Genomic DNA, 16,108 nt, shown 5'->3' with positions numbered 1-16,108 from the left:
TAACATGCGCATACTGTTTTCATTGCTGTTGCTGGTGGGGTTTGCGGCGAGCGCGACCGAGCCGACGCAGACGTTTACTGACGATCTGAACCGTAAGGTGGTGGTGCCGGTGCATCCGAAACGGATCGTCTCGCTACACGACCTGGACATTACTATTCCGCTGATTGAGCTTGGCGTGCCGCCGGTGGCGAGCCATGGCCGCACCCGGCCGGACGGCAGCCATTTTCTGCGCTCCAGCGGCATGTTGACCGGCGTCGACTTCGATAATTCCGACATCAAATTTATCGGCACTGCGGATATCGACATTGAAGCCATCGCCGCCGCAAAGCCTGACCTGATCATTACCGAGCCGACGCGAAATACCCCGGTGGAACAGCTGGAGAAAATTGCCCCGACGGTGAGTATCGATCATCTCGACGGCGGCGCGCCGGAGATCTACCGCAAGCTGGCGCAGCTGACGGGCACGCAGGCGCGGCTCAAGGTTCTGGAGCGGCGCTATCAGGAGCAAATTAAGGCGCTGAAAGCGACTATTGATACCCGCAAAGTGAGCGTGTCGGTGATTCAGGCCAATCAGGGGAAAATCAACGCCATGCACAGCTATCACTCGCTGGGCCGCGTGCTGCGTGATGCCGGGTTCACCTTCCCGCCGCTGATTGAGTCCATCCCGGAAGGGGGACGCATTGACGTCAGCGCCGAGCGGCTGCCGGAGCTGGATGCGGATTTCGTTTTCGCCACCTGGCGCGGGGATACGGGCGGCAAACCGCAGGATGAGCTGGCGGCGATGGATGCGGTGATGCCGGGCTGGTGTCAGTTCCTGAATGCCTGTCGGACCGGACATTACGTGCTGATCTCGCGTGAAGAGGCCATCTCGAACTCGTTCGCCTCGTTAGGGCTGATGGCCGCGCAGGTCCAGTCGCAGATTGCCGGACGTCCGCTGCCGGAGGCGTCACGATGAGCCGTAAAGTTGATCTCTTCGGCGACCGCCTCCGCTCCCGGTCGCACCAGCTCACGCCGCGCCTGCTGCAGGTGGCGCGCTATATCAATGAAAATCGTGAAGCGGTGATGGAACAGACGGCAATGGAGATCGCGACGCTGCTGAAAACGTCGGACGCTACCGTCGTTCGCGCCATCCAGGCGCTGGGTTTCGCCGGGCTGCGCGATCTCAAGCAGACGCTGGAGCAGTGGTTTGGCCCGGTCGTGACCTCCAGCGAAAAGATCTCCACCACGGTGAATACGCTGACCAGCGACGTCAATGCGAGCATTGATTTCGTGCTGGAGGGGCATCAGCACACCTGTGAGGTGTTGTCTGAACCCCACAACCGCTTCGCGATGGCGCAGGCGGTCTCGCTGCTGGCGCAGGCGAGGCAGGTTGCCATATTTGGGATTGGCGCGTCCGGGATTTTGGCCGACTACACCGCCAGGCTGTTCAGCCGGATGGGGCTACCCGCCACGCCGCTTAACCGCACCGGAATAGGGCTGGCCGAGCAGCTGATAGGTCTCCAGCGCGGGGATGTGCTGATCATGATGGCGCAAAAATCCGCGCATCGGGAAGGGCAGACCACGCTGCGCGAAGCGAAACGGCTGGGTATTCCCACCATTTTGCTCACCAATGCCACCGACTCACGATTCAGCAAAGAGGCCAGCGTGGTGATCCACGTTCCGCGCGGCGGCGAGAAGGGCAAAATCCCGCTCCACAGCACGGTGCTGCTGTGCCTGGAGATGATTGTTTTATCCGTCGCCTCCACCGAGCCGCAGCGCACCATCAAGTCGATGAAGCGCATCAACGAGCTTCACCGTGGGCTAAAGCCGGGCAAGAAAAGCAGTTGATTGTCTCCCTCTCCTTTGAAGGAGAGGGGCGGGTGAGGGTTGTCATACCGCACGATGGTTCTTCCGGTACTGCAGCGGCGTCTCCCCAATCCCCTTCTTAAACGCGCTGATAAACCAGGTCACGTCAGAAAATCCCACCCGCACGGCAATCTCCCGCACGCTCGCGTCACTGTGCAGCAGGCATTCGCACGCCTTACGCAGGCGGAGCGTGTTCAGGTAGTGGTGGATTTTCTCCCCCGTCTCCACATGAAATTTTCGCGACACGTAGCTGCGCGATCTGCCCAGCTCCGTCGCCAGCGCGTCGAGGCGGAATTTCTCCTGATAATGCTCGTCCAGCCAGAACATCACCTGGCTGGCGATCCCCGTGCTGCTGCCCGGTGCGCCGGTACGATCGTCAGGCAACATAGCAAACAGGCTAATCAGCAGCCCGGCGATGCTTTCGCTGCTCATCGGCGGCGGATAACAGCTGAACAGATGATCGACATGGCTGTGGCAGTGTGCCAGGTCAACCACCCACGCCTCTGAGCCGCGACGCGAGAGTTTCTCCAGCCGCTGCTGCGTGTGCGGAAAATCACGCAGGCACTTCAGCACCGCATGGTGGTCGAGGTGAATAATCGTGCGCCGGTAAATCGCTTCCGCCTGTTCGTCTACCCTGACTTTATGCAGGGTGAACGGCGGAAAGAAAAACAGGCGTCCGGGGCGCATGGTGTAGTGACGGTTATCGACAATCGCGACGCCAAACCCTTCTTCCACATAGAGAATTTCAAGACACTGATGCCAGTGGTGGTAACGCACCGTGTTAGCAAACAGGCGGCTGAACGACGCTACGGTGTCGTTTAAGGTAATAAGCTCAAGACGATCGGTTATGGGCGCGTCATGCATAGTGCAATAAAACTCAACTTTTCCCCGTCAGAAGAGATTTATAAACCACCTTTTTAAATTTTATCAACCGCAGGTTTATCGAACGTTCTCACCTGTGACGTGGCTAACATTTCTCCACCTTACGCATTCACTATGCTTGGCCGCAGTTGATGACGAGGGTGGAACTATGCGGGCGGAAAGCGAAGAAAAATCAAATCTGTTGTCTTCACGCCAGGACGTCGTGGCGTCTCTGAATACCTTACTTGGCGCGCTGGATAAGCAGTTTCCGGTAAATCATTCGCGGTTCTCGCTGGGTGATACCTGCGCGCACTACGCGACGGATATCGCGCAGATGGAGGGGCTCTCCCGCGCGCTATGGGGGCTGTTTCCGCTGTTGGCTTCGGGCGATGCTTCGCCGTTTAGCGAGAAGTACATGCAGGCCATCAGGATCGGCACCGATCCGCAAAGCCCGGGCTACTGGGGCGAAACCGGTCCGTACGATCAGCGTCTGGTCGAGATGGCATCCTACGGTCTGGGGCTTTCCCTGCTGGGGAATAAACTCACCGATTGCTTCAGCGAGCGCGAGGTGATGAACCTGCACGCGTGGCTGAATCAGATTGCCGACGCGCAGATGCCCGACAGCAACTGGAACTACTTTGCCATTATGGTCCAACTGGGCTTCAAACGCGCCGGGCTGCCGTACGACCAGGCCGCCATCGACCATCGGTTTGCGCTGATGGAGGCCTATTACCTGGGTGACGGCTGGTATTCCGACGGCGCGGGTCGCCCGAAAGATTATTACATCTCCATGGCGTTCCACTTCTACGGCCTGATTTACGCCACTTTAAGCGGCGATGAGGCGAGGGCAGAAGTGCTGCGCGAGCGCTCGCGTCTGTTTGCGGAGGACTTTATCTACTGGTCCGCCGCGGACGGCGCGTCGGTACCGTTTGGCCGCAGCCTGACCTACCGCTTTGCGATGGTCGCCTTCTGGAGCGCGGTTGCCTTCTCTGAACTTGACGTGTTCACGCCGGGTATTGTGAAAGGCATTATTCTGCGCCATCTCCGCTGGTGGCAGCAGCGGACAATTACCGACCGGGACGGCATTCTGACCCTCGGTTTTGCCTGCCCGAACCTCGCCATGTGTGAGGACTATAACTCTCCCGGCTCGCCCTACTGGGCGCTAAAAAGCTACCTGATTCTGGCGCTGCCGGAGACGCATCCGTTCTGGCAGGCAGAAGAACAGCCGCTGCCCACGCTGGCGGAGAAGCACGTCATCCCGCACGCGCAGCAGATCCTGATGCATTCGACGAACTCTCAGCACGTCACCATGCTCACCGCCGGTCAGCTGGAGCTGAACAACTACGTCAACACCGAAGCGAAATACACCAAATTTGCCTACTCCAGCCGCTTTGGCTTCACCATTGAGCGCGGGCGCTTTGGCCTGAAGCATGCGGCCTGTGATTCCATGCTGCTGCTGGCGGACGGGGATAACTATTTCCGCGGCCGTCGCGAGTGCGACGCGGTGCGGGTGGATGAAAACTACATCTATTCACGCTGGTCGCCGTGGCACGACGTGCACATCGAGACCTGGCAAATCCCGTTTGGCGAGTGGCATTTGCGCCTGCACCGCATCAACAGCGCGCGCACGCTGCAAACGGCGGAGGGCGGTTTCGCCGTGATGAAAACGGAGCACCAGATCCGCGCGCGCGGCAGCTATCTGGCGGCAGAGAACGGCAGCAGTGCGATTGTCGATCTGTCGCCTTTCATTGAACGCACCCCGGACAGCATCGTCACGCCGCCGAACAGCAGCATCATGTTCCCGGAGTGCGCCTCCATTCCGCTGTTAAAAACCGATCTCCATCCGGGAGAGCGCTGGCTCTGCTGCGCCGTCATTGCCAGTGAAAAACAGAACGTTGCGGCCGCGCCGCAGCTGGATATGAACCATAACCGGGTCGTAATCCGCGACCCTGGAGGCGAACGTCTGCTGTCGTTCACGTTATAAAAATTCTGACCCTACACCTCGGCGAGGATGGTATGAAAAATACATCGACAACCAACAGAACCGAATATTACAAAATCAGCAGCTTTATTTTTCTCTATTTCTTTACCTGGTCCGCGAGTATTGGCCTGCTGGCGATCTGGCTGGGTCAAAAAGCGAATCTCAGCGGGACGGTAATTGGAACCGTGTTCGCGGTGAACGGAATATTTTCCGTTATCCTCAAACCCATCTACGGCTATATTCTCGATAAAATCGGCATGAGCAAATATCTGCTCTATTTTGTGGTCGCCATGTCGGCCCTGATGGCGCCGTTTTTTATTTACGTCTATCAGCCGCTGTTAATGTCCAGTACCTTGCCGGGGATTATTATCGGCGCGCTCTATTTAAGCTTTGCCTGGTATGCAGGCGTGGCGGCGTGTGAATCCTATTCCGACCGCTTCAGCCGCTTAAACGGCATGGAGTTCGGGCAAATTCGTATGTGGGGCTCGCTCGGCTGGGCGGTGGCATCGTCCTTCTCCGGCCTGCTGTTCAACCTCTCACCGACCTATAACTTCATTATGGGCAGCGTGGCGTCGATCGTGATGCTGGTTGTCCTGCTCAGCCTGAAAGTGAACACTGACTCCGTTCATGCCGATGCGGTACTGACCAAAGAGAAAATCGCCCCGGCAGATGTGTACGCCCTGCTGCGTAACCGTAAATTCTGGGCTTTTTGCCTGTACGTGGCGGGCGTGGCGTGGATGATGTTTATCGCCGAGCAGCAGTTCTCGCGCTATTTCGTCACCTTCTTTGACGATATTCATGAGGGCAACGCGGTGTTTGGCTATCTCGGCACCGTGCAGTCGGGCATAGAATTCGTCATGTATATGGTTGTCCCGCTGTTCGTTAACTTTATTGGCGCCAGACGCGGGCTATTAATTGTCGGGCTGATCGTCGGGGCGCGTTTGATTATTTCCGGGATGTGCGACTCGCATCTGTTAATTTCCGTGCTCAAGCCGCTATACGGTATAGAAATTTGCCTGCTGCTGGTGTCGGTCTTTAAATATATTGCGGAGCATTTCGACAAGCGCGTGAACGCCACCATGTATTTACTGGGCTATCAGGCGATGCTGTACGTGGGGAACGTGGTGGTTTCCTCGCCTGCCGGATATATGTATGACCGCATCGGCTTTGAACAGACCTATATCATCATGGGGGCGACCGCGCTGATCTTTACCCTTATTTCTGCTTTTACGTTATCCGCCTGCCAGAGTAAATGGCGCGGCCCCCGCCCGCTGAACGTAGCAGAACCTTCATCACGCTGACCACAAGGAACCGAAATATGTTAAGTCGTATCAGAGAGGAACGCCTGTCTGCCATTCCTGCTCCCGTAGACTCGCGCCTGTTTAGCGATGAACTGATTTCTGCGCGTAGCCACGTCCTCGAGTTGATTAGCCGTCATTTAACGGCATTCGGAGAGCAGTTCCCGGCGGAAACCTGCCGGAACGGTTATTACCCGCTGACCGACAACGTAGAGTGGACAACCAGCTTCTGGACCGGCCAGCTGTGGCTGGCGTGGGAGATGAGCGGCGAGGAGAAATTCCGCTCGATGGCGGAAAAACACGTGCGCTCCTTCGGCCTGCGCATCGCCGGGCGCAGCGACACCAACACTCACGATCTGGGCTTCCTGTACACGCTCTCCTGCGTGGCGGCCTGGAGACTTACCGGCAGCCGCGAGGCGCGCGGTTTCTCCCTGCTGGCGGCTGAAGCCCTGCTGGAGCGCTTTCATGAGAAGGCGAAAATCATTCAGGCGTGGGGCGATCTTTCAGACCCGGAGCAGGCCGGACGGATGATCATCGACTGCAACATGAACCTGCCGCTGCTCTACTGGGCGACGGAGCAGACGGGGGATCCGCGCTTTGCTGACGCCGCAAAAGCGCACGTCATGCAGGCGGCGAGGTATCTCATCCGCGACGATGCCTCGACGTTCCACACCTATTATATGGACGTACAAACCGGCGCGCCGCGCTACGGCAACACCCAGCAGGGCTATGCCGATGACTCCTGCTGGTCGCGCGGGCAGGCGTGGGGGATTTACGGCTTCCTGCTGAGCTATATCTATACCGGCGACGAGACGATGGTCGCCCTGTCGAAGCGGCTGGCGAACTACTTCCTCAACCGCCTCCCGGAAGACTACGTCTGCCACTGGGATCTGGCGCTGGTGGGGACCGACGCGCTGCGCGATTCGTCCTCGGCGGCGATTGCGGTGTGCGGGCTGCTGGAGCTGGTGAAGCACCTGCCCGTGACGGATCCGGACCGGGAGCGGTATCTGGAGTGGGCCAAAGGCATTATGTCGTCACTGACGAAGCACTACCTGATGGGCAAAGAGGAGAAGGGCACCGGGCTGCTGAAGCACTCGGTCTATCACCTGGCGAGCAACAAAGGGGTGGACGAGTGTGCGAGCTGGGGAGATTACTTCTACGTGGAGGCGCTGGTGCGCTTTACGCAGAGCTGGAAACTGTACTGGTAAAAACGGTCGGGGGGCATCCCCCGACTCGCGGATCACGCTTTAGGAATACGCAGCGTCTGGCCGGGGTAGATTTTATCCGGGCTTGAGAGCATCGGGCGGTTAGCCTCAAAAATCTTGTTGTACTGGTTGGCATCGCCGTACACGGTTTTGGAGATAGCGCTCAGGGTGTCGCCGGATTTTACCGTGTAGTAGGTGGCTTCATCTTTGGCATCGGTCGTGGTGATGTTGTTCTCCACCTCGCTGACGCCCGCGATGTTGCCGACGGCGACCTGGATTTTTTCTTTCTGCTCCTGGGTCAGCCCGTCACCCGTCACGCTGGCCTTGCCGTCGGTAACGTTAACCTGAACTTTGTCTGAACCGGGAATGTTGAGTTTCTTGAGGTGCTCGGTGATTTTGTCGCTCTGACCTTTGTGGTCGGTCAGGTTATCCCATAGCTTTTCGCCTGCTTCTTTCACGAAGTTAAAAAGACCCATTCCATCCTCCTGTTAATCATGAAGTCAGAATAAGCATAGCAGGTCAGAGAGAATTCCCTCCCCGGAAGGAGAGGGAAGGCAGGTTTTAAACCCCTTGCTCCAGAATACGGATGTGGGTCTCCAGCACGTCACCCTTCACCGCATCGCTCCACGCTTTCATGTGCGCGGTCTGCAGGTGTGCTTCAAGGTGCGCGACGGTTTCCCACTGCTCAACCATGATAATGGAGTCTGGCGCAGTGGCCTGGAAGCTTGCGTCGGTAGCGGCGTCCACCATCGGCGCGTAGCCGTGGCAGCCTTCTTCTTTCAGTACGGTTGGGATGATTTTCGCGAACTGATCCAGCACCGCCTGGCGGTGATGTTGACCTGGACGAGTACGGATTTCTGCGATTACTGTAAGCATGGTTACTACTCCTTTAATTCCAGGCTACCAGTTAAGCAAAAATTTTCGCGAGATGCTTGCGATATTCTGCGATATAGCTCGGGACGTCAGGCATTTTAATCACGTCGTTGACGATAAAGGTCGGCAACGGATCCATCCCCAGGAACTGGTTCGCCTTGTGGAACGGCAGATACGCGCCGTCTACGCCCACGCCTTCGAAGAACTGATCTTTTTCGGTGAAGGCTTCCAGAGGGGCGTTCCAGGTCAGGGAGAGCATATATTTTTTGCCCTGAATCAGGCCGCCGGAGCCGTATTTTTTAGAGGCGTCTGAGCGGGTGCGTCCGTCGCTGGCATACAGCGAACCATGACCTTCAGTGAAGACGTCGTCCATGTATTTTTTCACAGTCCACGGCGCGCCCATCCACCAGCCCGGCATCTGCCAGACAACCACATCGGCCCACAGGAAGTTCTGCACTTCGGCCTTCACGTCATAGTTGCTGTCCGCGCGCACGACCTTAACATCATGCCCGGCGTCGCGCAGGAAACCGTCCGCGACCTCGGTCAGGGTGTCATTCAGCTGGCCTTTAGAGTGCGCGAACTCTTTCGCGCCGTTGATAATCAGAATATTGCTCATTATTTGTCCTCGGTGATGAGAGTATGCCGGGTATTCTACGCGCGAGGACGGAGCGGAAAAATAAGCAAAATGTGCAAAGTCTTTTGCGCTAAACGCAATAATCCCTTACCAGTTAACCTTCACTTCAAAGCCGCCTTCTGGCGCATTGCCCAGCGAGACGCGCATGCCGTGTAGCGCGGCAATGCGTTTCACAATGGATAGCCCCAGCCCGCTGCCCGTGGCGTCCTGACCCGGTGGACGATAAAAGCGCTCGCCGAGACGCGCCAGCGTATCGGGCGAAATGCCCGGGCCATTGTCGCGCACGGTAACGCTACGGGTGTTCAGCGTCACGTCTACCACGCTGCCGCGTGGGCTGTAGCGGGTGGCGTTATCCAGCAGGTTACGCGCCAGCAGGCTCAGAAGCAGCTGCTGACCCGTGCGGGTCACCTCCGGCGCGTTGATGTGCAGGCGTATATCAATACCCGCCTGCTGTGCAGAAGGATAAATATCCATTACCGCAGACTGCAGCAGGTCGGCCATCGCTATCTGTTCTACGCCGTCCAGGCTGTCCAGCGAGTCCAGGCGCGACAGGGTGAGAAGCTGATCCACCAGCCGGGAGGCGCGGTCGATACCCGCGTGCAGTTGCGCCAGCGCTTTTTCCTGCGCTTGCGGATCGTCCTGAGAAAGCTGCGCCACGTCGGTTTGCACCTTCAGCGCCGCCAGCGGGCTGCGCAGCTCGTGGGCGGCGTCGGAGGTGAAGCGGCGCTCGCGGGTCATCATCTCCTGGGTACGGGTAAAAAGATGGTTCAGCGAGTCGAGCAGGGGGCGCACTTCCGCCGGCACGCCCTGAGTGGGCAGGGCGTCGGTGGCGTCCGGCGAGCGGGAGCGCAGGGTCTGGGCCAGCTTTTTCAGGGGCTTCAGCTCCCGGCTCAGCAGGACAATAAGCAATAGCAGCATCACCGGCAGCGCCACCAGCCACGGCGTCAGCTGCGAGCTGACCACGTCCAGCGCCATATCCTGCCGGTACTCCCACTCCTGGCCGACCACCACGCGGTATTTTCCGTCTGGCGACGTCAGCCATAAAAAGCGCCATTCATCGTTGTCATCCTGAAGCCGTCCGTCATCAAAGCCGTCACGACGATAGTGATACGGGATATCGCGCCCGTTTTCGCCGTCGTTAAGGATCATCGTGCCGTCTGCAGCGTAAATAGCGAAGGCCAGCGCGTCATCGTCCAGATGCCCGTGTTTGGCCTTTTTCGGCACCTCGCGCATGCGCTCCGGCGCGCGGATCTCGTCCAGATCCATCGTCAGCAGCCGTTTGGCAAACAGCATCTGCTGGGTGTCGAACAGCTTATCGAGCTTGTGGGTGGTCTGCTGCCACGCCACCAGGCTGGCGGCAAACCAGGCCGTCAGAGACAGCGCTAAAAAGAGGAGCGTCAGGCGCAGCTTCAGGCTCAGCTTCATGCGTCACCCAAGGTGTAGCCGATGCCGTGCACGGTGCGGATAAACTCGCTCCCGAGCTTGCGGCGTAAATGATGGACATGGACTTCGACGGCGTTGCTGGAGACGTCATCGTCCCAGGTATAAAGCTTTTCCTCGATCAGCTTGCGCGGCAGCACCCGGCCCGCGTTACGCATCAGCAGCTCCAGCAGGGCGAACTCTTTGGGTTTAAGCGTCAGCGTTTCGCCCTCCAGCGTGGCGACGAGGCTTGCCGGATCGAGCGTCACCTTGCCGTGACGCAGCTCGCTGCGGGTCTGACCGTGGCTGCGGCGCACCAGCGCTTCCAGACGGGCGGCCACTTCTATCAGCGCGAACGGCTTACAGAGATAATCGTCCGCACCGAGGCGCAGCCCTTCAACGCGCTGGTTCAGCGCATCCCGCGCGGTCAGGATCAGTACCGGCTCGCTGCGGCCGCTTTCGCGCCAGGCGCGCAGGATCTCCAGACCGTCAATTCCCGGTAGGGTCAGGTCAAGCACCACGGCATCATAGGGCGCAGAGGCGAGCGCGGCCTGCCCGGTTTTCCCGTCGGTAAACCAGTCCACGCTAAAGCCCAGTTTGCTTAAGCCTGCTTTGATGCCATCGCCGATTAACCTGTCGTCTTCTACCAGTAAAATGCGCATGTTCCCTCCTTGATGCCGTCAGTAAACCCTCTGCAAGCGCCTGCTGTACAGTAAAAATAAATAAATTTTCCCCTTAAGAAGTTGTTAAGGTTTACCCTGTTTAATGGATTGCGAAACGACATTAAAGGGAGAGATGAAGATGAAAAAATTCGCTGCAATTGCTGCCATCATGATGATGACCACCGCGCCGGTCTTTGCTACACAGGGCGGCTTTACTGGCCCATCCGCGACACAGACCCAGACGCAAACCCAGCAGGGCGGTTTTGTCGATAACAACGCCAACCTCACCACCGCGGCTAAAGTGAAAGATCTGAAGGACGATGCCTGGGTGAAGCTGCGCGGGAACATTACCGAGCGCCTGTCCGATGACCGCTACACCTTCCGCGACGAGTCCGGCACGGTGGTGGTTGAGATTGACCACAAGCGCTGGAACGGCGTGACCGTCACCCCGCAGGATAAAGTAGAGCTGCAGGGTAAAGTCGACAAAGACTGGAACGAGTTTGAAATCGACGTGAAGCAGGTTATCAAGCTGAACAAATAACCCGAAAAGGGCCGCTTATGCGGCCCTTTTTCTTTGTGACTCAATTCGTCAGATGAGGTAGTATCTGCGGCAATATTGCCTGAAACCCTTCGGTTTCTGAGTTGAGGAATCACACGTAATGAGCGATATGGCAGAGCGCCTCGCGCTACATGAATTCACGGAAAACGCCTACCTGAACTACTCCATGTACGTCATCATGGACAGGGCGTTGCCGTTTATCGGGGATGGCCTGAAGCCCGTTCAGCGCCGCATCGTCTATGCGATGTCCGAACTGGGGCTGAACGCCACCGCTAAGTTCAAGAAATCCGCCCGTACCGTCGGTGACGTACTGGGTAAATACCATCCGCACGGCGACAGCGCCTGCTATGAAGCGATGGTGCTGATGGCCCAGCCGTTCTCTTACCGATATCCGCTGGTGGACGGGCAGGGGAACTGGGGTGCGCCGGACGATCCGAAATCCTTCGCGGCGATGCGTTATACCGAATCCCGCCTGTCCAAATACGCCGAAGTGCTGCTGGGCGAGCTGGGTCAGGGAACCGTTGACTGGGTGCCAAACTTCGACGGTACGCTGCAGGAGCCGAAGATGCTGCCTGCGCGTCTGCCGAACATCCTGCTGAACGGCACCACCGGTATTGCGGTCGGCATGGCGACGGACATTCCGCCGCACAACCTGCGTGAAGTGGCGAAAGCCGCCATCACTCTGATCGAGCAGCCAAAAACCTCGCTGGACGACCTGCTGGATATCGTGCAGGGGCCGGATTACCCGACCGAAGCCGAGATCATCACCTCGCGTGCAGAAATCCGCAAGATCTACCAGAACGGTCGCGGCTCCGTGCGCATGCGCGCGGTGTGGAATAAAGAGGACGGCGCCGTGGTGATCACCGCGCTGCCGCACCAGGTTTCCGGTGCGAAGGTGCTGGAGCAGATCGCCGCCCAGATGCGCAATAAAAAGCTGCCGATGGTGGACGATCTGCGCGACGAATCCGACCACGAGAACCCGACTCGTCTGGTGATCGTGCCGCGCTCTAACCGCGTGGACATGGAGCAGGTGATGAACCACCTGTTCGCCACTACCGATCTGGAAAAAAGCTACCGCATCAACCTGAACATGATTGGTCTGGACGGTCGTCCGGCGGTGAAAAACCTGCTGGAGATCCTCAGCGAGTGGCTGACGTTCCGCCGCGATACGGTGCGCCGTCGTCTGAACCATCGTCTGGAGAAAGTGCTTAAGCGCCTGCATATCCTTGAAGGTTTGCTGGTGGCGTTCCTCAATATCGACGAAGTGATTGAGATCATCCGTACCGAGGACGAGCCGAAGCCTGCGCTGATGTCACGCTTTGGCATCAGCGAAACCCAGGCCGAAGCGATCCTCGAACTGAAGCTGCGTCATCTCGCTAAGCTGGAAGAGATGAAGATCCGCGGCGAGCAAAGCGAGCTGGAAAAAGAGCGCGATCAGCTGCAGGCGATCCTCGCCTCCGAACGCAAGATGAACACCCTGCTGAAGAAAGAGCTGCAGGCGGATGCCGATGCCTTCGGCGACGACCGTCGTTCTCCGCTGCACGAGCGCGAAGAAGCGAAGGCGATGAACGAGCACGACATGCAGCCGTCCGAGCCGGTGACCATTGTACTGTCGCAGAGCGGCTGGGTGCGCAGCGCCAAAGGCCACGATATCGACGCGCCGGGTCTGAGCTACAAAGCGGGCGACAGCTTTAAAGCGGCGGTGAAAGGCAAGAGCAACCAGCCGGTGGCGTTTATCGACTCCACGGGCCGCAGCTACGCTATCGACCCGATCACGTTGCCTTCCGCGCGCGGCCAGGGCGAACCGCTCACCGGTAAGCTGACGCTGCCGCCGGGCGCAACGGTTGACCACATGCTGATGGAGGCCGACGACCAGAAGCTGCTGATGGCGTCCGATGCGGGCTACGGCTTTATCTGTACCTTTAACGACCTCGTGTCGCGTAACCGTGCCGGTAAAGCGCTGATCAGCCTGCCGGACAATGCCCGCGTGATGACGCCGCTGGTGATTGAGAACGAGAGCGACATGCTGCTGGCGATCACCTCTGCCGGACGCATGCTGATGTTCCCGGTCAGCGACCTGCCGGAGCTGTCTAAAGGTAAGGGCAACAAGATCATCAACATCCCGTCGGCGGAAGCCGCGAAAGGTGAAGATGGCCTGGCGCACCTCTTCCTGCTGCCGCCGCAGAGCACGCTGACCATCCACGTTGGCAAGCGTAAAATCAAGCTTCGCCCGGAAGAGCTGCAGAAAGTGGTGGGCGAGCGCGGTCGCCGCGGTTCGCTGATGCGCGGCCTGCAGCGTATCGACCGCGTGGAGATTGATTCGCCTGCGCGCAGCACCGCGGGCGACAGCGAAGAGTAATGTCATGACACCCCCTCTGTCCGGAGGGGGTATTTCAATAAAATTTCCCGTAAAATCGTTGTTAATTCGTGCGTTGCGATTAACAATACGCGCTCGTAATAAAGTCCTTACCTGGCCACAGGTGAAGTATAATTGTCAGCTGTCAGGGCTTCAGAGGTCGCTATGCTATACATTGTTCGTCTTATTCTTACCGTTATTTACTGCATTCTGGTCTGTATTTTCGGCTCTATTTACTGCCTGTTCAGCCCGCGTAATCCGAAGCATGTTGCCACCTTTGGCCATATGTTCGGTCGCCTTGCGCCGCTGTTTGGTCTGAAGGTTGAAAAACGCCTGCCTGAAGGAGCGGAGAACTTCGGTAACGCAATCTATATCGCCAATCATCAGAACAACTACGATATGGTGACGGCCTCCAATATTGTTCTGCCTCCGACTGTGACGGTGGGGAAAAAAAGCCTGCTGTGGATCCCGTTTTTTGGCCAGCTGTACTGGCTGACCGGTAACCTGCTGATCGACCGTAACAACCGTGCAAAAGCGCACGGCACGATTGCAGAAGTGGTGAATCATTTTAAAAAGCGCCGGATCTCAATCTGGATGTTCCCGGAAGGGACGCGTAGCCGCGGCCGCGGCCTGCTGCCGTTTAAAACCGGCGCGTTTCATGCCGCAATTGCGGCAGGTGTTCCAATTATTCCCGTGTGCGTTTCCAATACTTCTAATAAGATTAATCTTAACCGCCTGAATAATGGTCTGGTGATTGTCGAAATGCTGCCACCCGTCGATACCAGCAAATACGGTAAAGACCAGGTGCGCGAACTGGCAGCACACTGCCGCGAGCTAATGGCTCAGCATATTGCGCTGCTGGATAAAGAAGTCGCAGAAAGAGAAGCCGCCGGTAAGGTTTAATTCGGCGTTAAAGGGAAAAAGAATTCCCGCGTTGTTAGTCGTTTCAGATGGAGCTTATATGTCACTCAGTCGGCGTCAGTTTATTCAGGCTTCGGGGATTGCCCTTTGTGCGGGTGCGATGCCGCTGACAGCCAGCGCCGCCGGGCAGCAGCAGCCGCTGCCCATTCCGCCGTTGATTGAATCCCGTCGCGGGCAGCCGCTTTTCCTCACGCTTCAGCGCAGCCACTGGTCCTTTACCCAAGGCACGCGCGCGCCGGTGTGGGGCATTAACGGGCGCTACCTCGGGCCGACCATCCGCGTTTGGAACGGCGATGACGTTAAGCTCATTTACAGCAACCGTACGGCTGAAAATGTCGCCATGACCATCAGCGGCTTACAGGTTCCTGGCCCTTTGATTGGCGGCGCGGCGCGAATGATGTCCCCCAACGCCGACTGGGCGCCCGTCCTGCCGATTCGCCAGAGCGCGGCAACCCTGTGGTATCACGCCAATACCCCTAACCGTACGGCGCAGCAGGTCTATAACGGTCTGGCCGGCATGTGGCTGGTGGAAGATGAGGTCAGTAAATCTCTGCCGATCCCGAACCACTACGGCGTGGACGATTTCCCGGTCATTATTCAGGACAAACGTCTGGATAACTTCGGTACGCCGGAGTACAGCGAGCCGGGCAGCGGTGGCTTTGTCGGCGATACCTTGCTGGTTAACGGCGCGCAGAGCCCGTACGTGGAAGTGTCCCGCGGCTGGGTGCGCCTGCGCCTGCTCAACGCCTCTAACTCGCGTCGCTATCAGCTGCAGATGAGCGATGGCCGCCCGCTGCACGTAATCTCCGGCGACCAGGGCTTTTTACCCGCGCCGGTCTCCGTTAAACAGCTGGCGCTGGCGCCGGGTGAACGTCGTGAAATTCTGGTGGATATGACCAACGGGGACGAAGTCTCCGTCACCTGTGGTGAAGCCGCGAGCATCGTTGACCGTATTCGCGGGTTCTTTGAGCCGTCGAGCATTCTGGTCTCCACGCTGGTGCTTACTCTGCGTCCAACCGGCCTGCTGCCGTTGGTCACCGATAGCCTGCCGATGCGCCTGCTGCCGCAGGAGATCATGAGCGGCTCGCCGGTGCGCAGCCGTGATATCAGCCTGGGCGACGATCCGGGCATTAACGGCGCGCTGTGGGATGTAAATCGCATTGATATCACTGCTCAGCAGGGCACCTGGGAGCGCTGGACGGTCCGGTCAGACATGCCGCAGTCGTTCCATATTGAAGGTGTGTCATTCCTGATCCGCAACGTTAATGGCGCGATGCCGTTCCCGGAAGATCGCGGCTGGAAAGATACCGTGTGGGTGGACGGCCAGGTTGAACTGCTCGTCTACTACGGTCAGCCTTCGTGGCCGCACTTCCCGTTCCTGTTCCACAGCCAGACGCTGGAGATGATGGACAGGGGTTCCGTGGGGCAGATGCTGGTGAATCCGGCGCCGTAACGTGCTTTTCTCCCTCTCCCTGTGGGAGAGGGTTGGGGTGA

General features: G+C 58.2%; 15 protein-coding genes. 9 read left to right on the top strand and 6 right to left on the bottom strand.

What is annotated here, in order from left to right; all coding sequences use genetic code 11:
* Positions 1-4: 4 nt before the first annotated feature.
* Positions 5-955 carry an iron-siderophore ABC transporter substrate-binding protein gene (locus IM294_RS05805; protein ID WP_048959954.1) on the top strand — a complete coding sequence of 317 codons (951 nt, stop codon included), beginning with the start codon at positions 5-7 and terminating at the stop codon, positions 953-955.
* A complete protein-coding gene (locus IM294_RS05800; protein WP_126817125.1) occupies positions 952-1,827 on the top strand; it encodes a MurR/RpiR family transcriptional regulator in 876 nt (291 codons plus the stop codon). The genes IM294_RS05805 and IM294_RS05800 overlap by 4 nt, the downstream gene beginning before the upstream one ends.
* A gap of 42 nt (positions 1,828-1,869) precedes the next feature.
* Here IM294_RS05800 and IM294_RS05795 read toward each other — a convergent pair whose 3' ends face one another.
* Positions 1,870-2,709: an AraC family transcriptional regulator gene (locus tag IM294_RS05795; RefSeq protein WP_126817127.1), complete on the bottom strand. Its 840-nt coding sequence runs from the start codon at positions 2,707-2,709 to the stop codon at positions 1,870-1,872.
* A gap of 166 nt (positions 2,710-2,875) precedes the next feature.
* On the opposite strand from IM294_RS05795, the gene IM294_RS05790 reads away from it, so the two are divergent.
* The 3 genes from IM294_RS05790 to IM294_RS05780 are packed head-to-tail and all read left to right on the top strand — an operon-like array spanning position 2,876 to position 7,193.
* On the top strand, positions 2,876-4,690 hold the full coding sequence (locus tag IM294_RS05790; protein ID WP_126817129.1) for a DUF2264 domain-containing protein: 1,815 nt from the start codon (positions 2,876-2,878) through the stop codon (positions 4,688-4,690).
* Positions 4,691-4,722: 32 nt separating this feature from the next.
* Positions 4,723-5,988, top strand: coding sequence for an oligosaccharide MFS transporter (locus IM294_RS05785; protein WP_126817131.1), 1,266 nt, complete (start codon positions 4,723-4,725; stop codon positions 5,986-5,988).
* 17 nt (positions 5,989-6,005) lie between these two features.
* Complete coding sequence (locus IM294_RS05780) at positions 6,006-7,193, top strand: glycoside hydrolase family 88 protein (protein WP_045261339.1); 1,188 nt, start codon at positions 6,006-6,008, stop codon at positions 7,191-7,193.
* A gap of 32 nt (positions 7,194-7,225) precedes the next feature.
* Here IM294_RS05780 and lysM read toward each other — a convergent pair whose 3' ends face one another.
* The 5 genes from lysM to qseB form a co-directional block, all read right to left on the bottom strand.
* Complete coding sequence (gene lysM, locus IM294_RS05775; RefSeq protein ID WP_028014428.1) at positions 7,226-7,666, bottom strand: peptidoglycan-binding protein LysM; 441 nt, start codon at positions 7,664-7,666, stop codon at positions 7,226-7,228.
* Positions 7,667-7,751: 85 nt separating this feature from the next.
* A complete protein-coding gene (locus IM294_RS05770) occupies positions 7,752-8,066 on the bottom strand; it encodes a putative quinol monooxygenase (protein ID WP_008502984.1) in 315 nt (104 codons plus the stop codon).
* A gap of 31 nt (positions 8,067-8,097) precedes the next feature.
* The gene (locus tag IM294_RS05765) at positions 8,098-8,679 is read right to left on the bottom strand and encodes an NAD(P)H-dependent oxidoreductase (RefSeq protein WP_041908121.1); all 582 of its coding nucleotides are present in this window, start codon (positions 8,677-8,679) and stop codon (positions 8,098-8,100) included.
* A gap of 105 nt (positions 8,680-8,784) precedes the next feature.
* Positions 8,785-10,122 carry a quorum sensing histidine kinase QseC gene (gene qseC / locus IM294_RS05760; RefSeq protein WP_126817132.1) on the bottom strand — a complete coding sequence of 446 codons (1,338 nt, stop codon included), beginning with the start codon at positions 10,120-10,122 and terminating at the stop codon, positions 8,785-8,787.
* Positions 10,119-10,778: a quorum sensing response regulator transcription factor QseB gene (qseB, locus tag IM294_RS05755; protein WP_047364588.1), complete on the bottom strand. Its 660-nt coding sequence runs from the start codon at positions 10,776-10,778 to the stop codon at positions 10,119-10,121. Before qseB ends, qseC begins: the two co-directional genes overlap by 4 nt.
* A 139-nt stretch (positions 10,779-10,917) precedes the next feature.
* On the opposite strand from qseB, the gene IM294_RS05750 reads away from it, so the two are divergent.
* The 4 genes from IM294_RS05750 to ftsP all read left to right on the top strand — a co-directional run bounded on the left by IM294_RS05750 (position 10,918) and on the right by ftsP (position 16,067).
* Positions 10,918-11,319, top strand: coding sequence for a YgiW/YdeI family stress tolerance OB fold protein (locus IM294_RS05750; protein ID WP_126817133.1), 402 nt, complete (start codon positions 10,918-10,920; stop codon positions 11,317-11,319).
* 118 nt (positions 11,320-11,437) lie between these two features.
* Complete coding sequence (parC, locus tag IM294_RS05745; protein ID WP_126817134.1) at positions 11,438-13,696, top strand: DNA topoisomerase IV subunit A; 2,259 nt, start codon at positions 11,438-11,440, stop codon at positions 13,694-13,696.
* 162 nt (positions 13,697-13,858) lie between these two features.
* Positions 13,859-14,596, top strand: coding sequence for a 1-acylglycerol-3-phosphate O-acyltransferase (gene plsC / locus IM294_RS05740; RefSeq protein WP_028014424.1), 738 nt, complete (start codon positions 13,859-13,861; stop codon positions 14,594-14,596).
* 58 nt (positions 14,597-14,654) lie between these two features.
* A complete protein-coding gene (gene ftsP, locus IM294_RS05735) occupies positions 14,655-16,067 on the top strand; it encodes a cell division protein FtsP (RefSeq protein ID WP_028014423.1) in 1,413 nt (470 codons plus the stop codon).
* Positions 16,068-16,108: the final 41 nt, after the last annotated feature.

Source organism: Enterobacter cloacae complex sp. P43RS (genome assembly GCF_014930585.1).
GTDB classification, from domain to species: Bacteria; Pseudomonadota; Gammaproteobacteria; order Enterobacterales; family Enterobacteriaceae; genus Enterobacter; species Enterobacter bugandensis.
The sequence above is the reverse complement of the archived record's forward strand: the minus strand, read 5'-3'. Positions and strand labels throughout refer to the sequence as shown.

Coding starts and splice junctions, on each gene's coding strand:
- plsC (WP_028014424.1), top strand. CDS start 13,859: ATGCTATACATTGTTCGTCTTATTCTTACCGTTATTTACTGCATTCTG.
- parC (WP_126817134.1), top strand. CDS start 11,438: ATGAGCGATATGGCAGAGCGCCTCGCGCTACATGAATTCACGGAAAAC.
- qseB (WP_047364588.1), bottom strand. CDS start 10,778: ATGCGCATTTTACTGGTAGAAGACGACAGGTTAATCGGCGATGGCATC.
- IM294_RS05800 (WP_126817125.1), top strand. CDS start 952: ATGAGCCGTAAAGTTGATCTCTTCGGCGACCGCCTCCGCTCCCGGTCG.
- ftsP (WP_028014423.1), top strand. CDS start 14,655: ATGTCACTCAGTCGGCGTCAGTTTATTCAGGCTTCGGGGATTGCCCTT.
- IM294_RS05770 (WP_008502984.1), bottom strand. CDS start 8,066: ATGCTTACAGTAATCGCAGAAATCCGTACTCGTCCAGGTCAACATCAC.
- IM294_RS05765 (WP_041908121.1), bottom strand. CDS start 8,679: ATGAGCAATATTCTGATTATCAACGGCGCGAAAGAGTTCGCGCACTCT.
- IM294_RS05795 (WP_126817127.1), bottom strand. CDS start 2,709: ATGCATGACGCGCCCATAACCGATCGTCTTGAGCTTATTACCTTAAAC.
- IM294_RS05805 (WP_048959954.1), top strand. CDS start 5: ATGCGCATACTGTTTTCATTGCTGTTGCTGGTGGGGTTTGCGGCGAGC.
- IM294_RS05790 (WP_126817129.1), top strand. CDS start 2,876: ATGCGGGCGGAAAGCGAAGAAAAATCAAATCTGTTGTCTTCACGCCAG.
- qseC (WP_126817132.1), bottom strand. CDS start 10,122: ATGAAGCTGAGCCTGAAGCTGCGCCTGACGCTCCTCTTTTTAGCGCTG.
- IM294_RS05780 (WP_045261339.1), top strand. CDS start 6,006: ATGTTAAGTCGTATCAGAGAGGAACGCCTGTCTGCCATTCCTGCTCCC.
- lysM (WP_028014428.1), bottom strand. CDS start 7,666: ATGGGTCTTTTTAACTTCGTGAAAGAAGCAGGCGAAAAGCTATGGGAT.
- IM294_RS05785 (WP_126817131.1), top strand. CDS start 4,723: ATGAAAAATACATCGACAACCAACAGAACCGAATATTACAAAATCAGC.
- IM294_RS05750 (WP_126817133.1), top strand. CDS start 10,918: ATGAAAAAATTCGCTGCAATTGCTGCCATCATGATGATGACCACCGCG.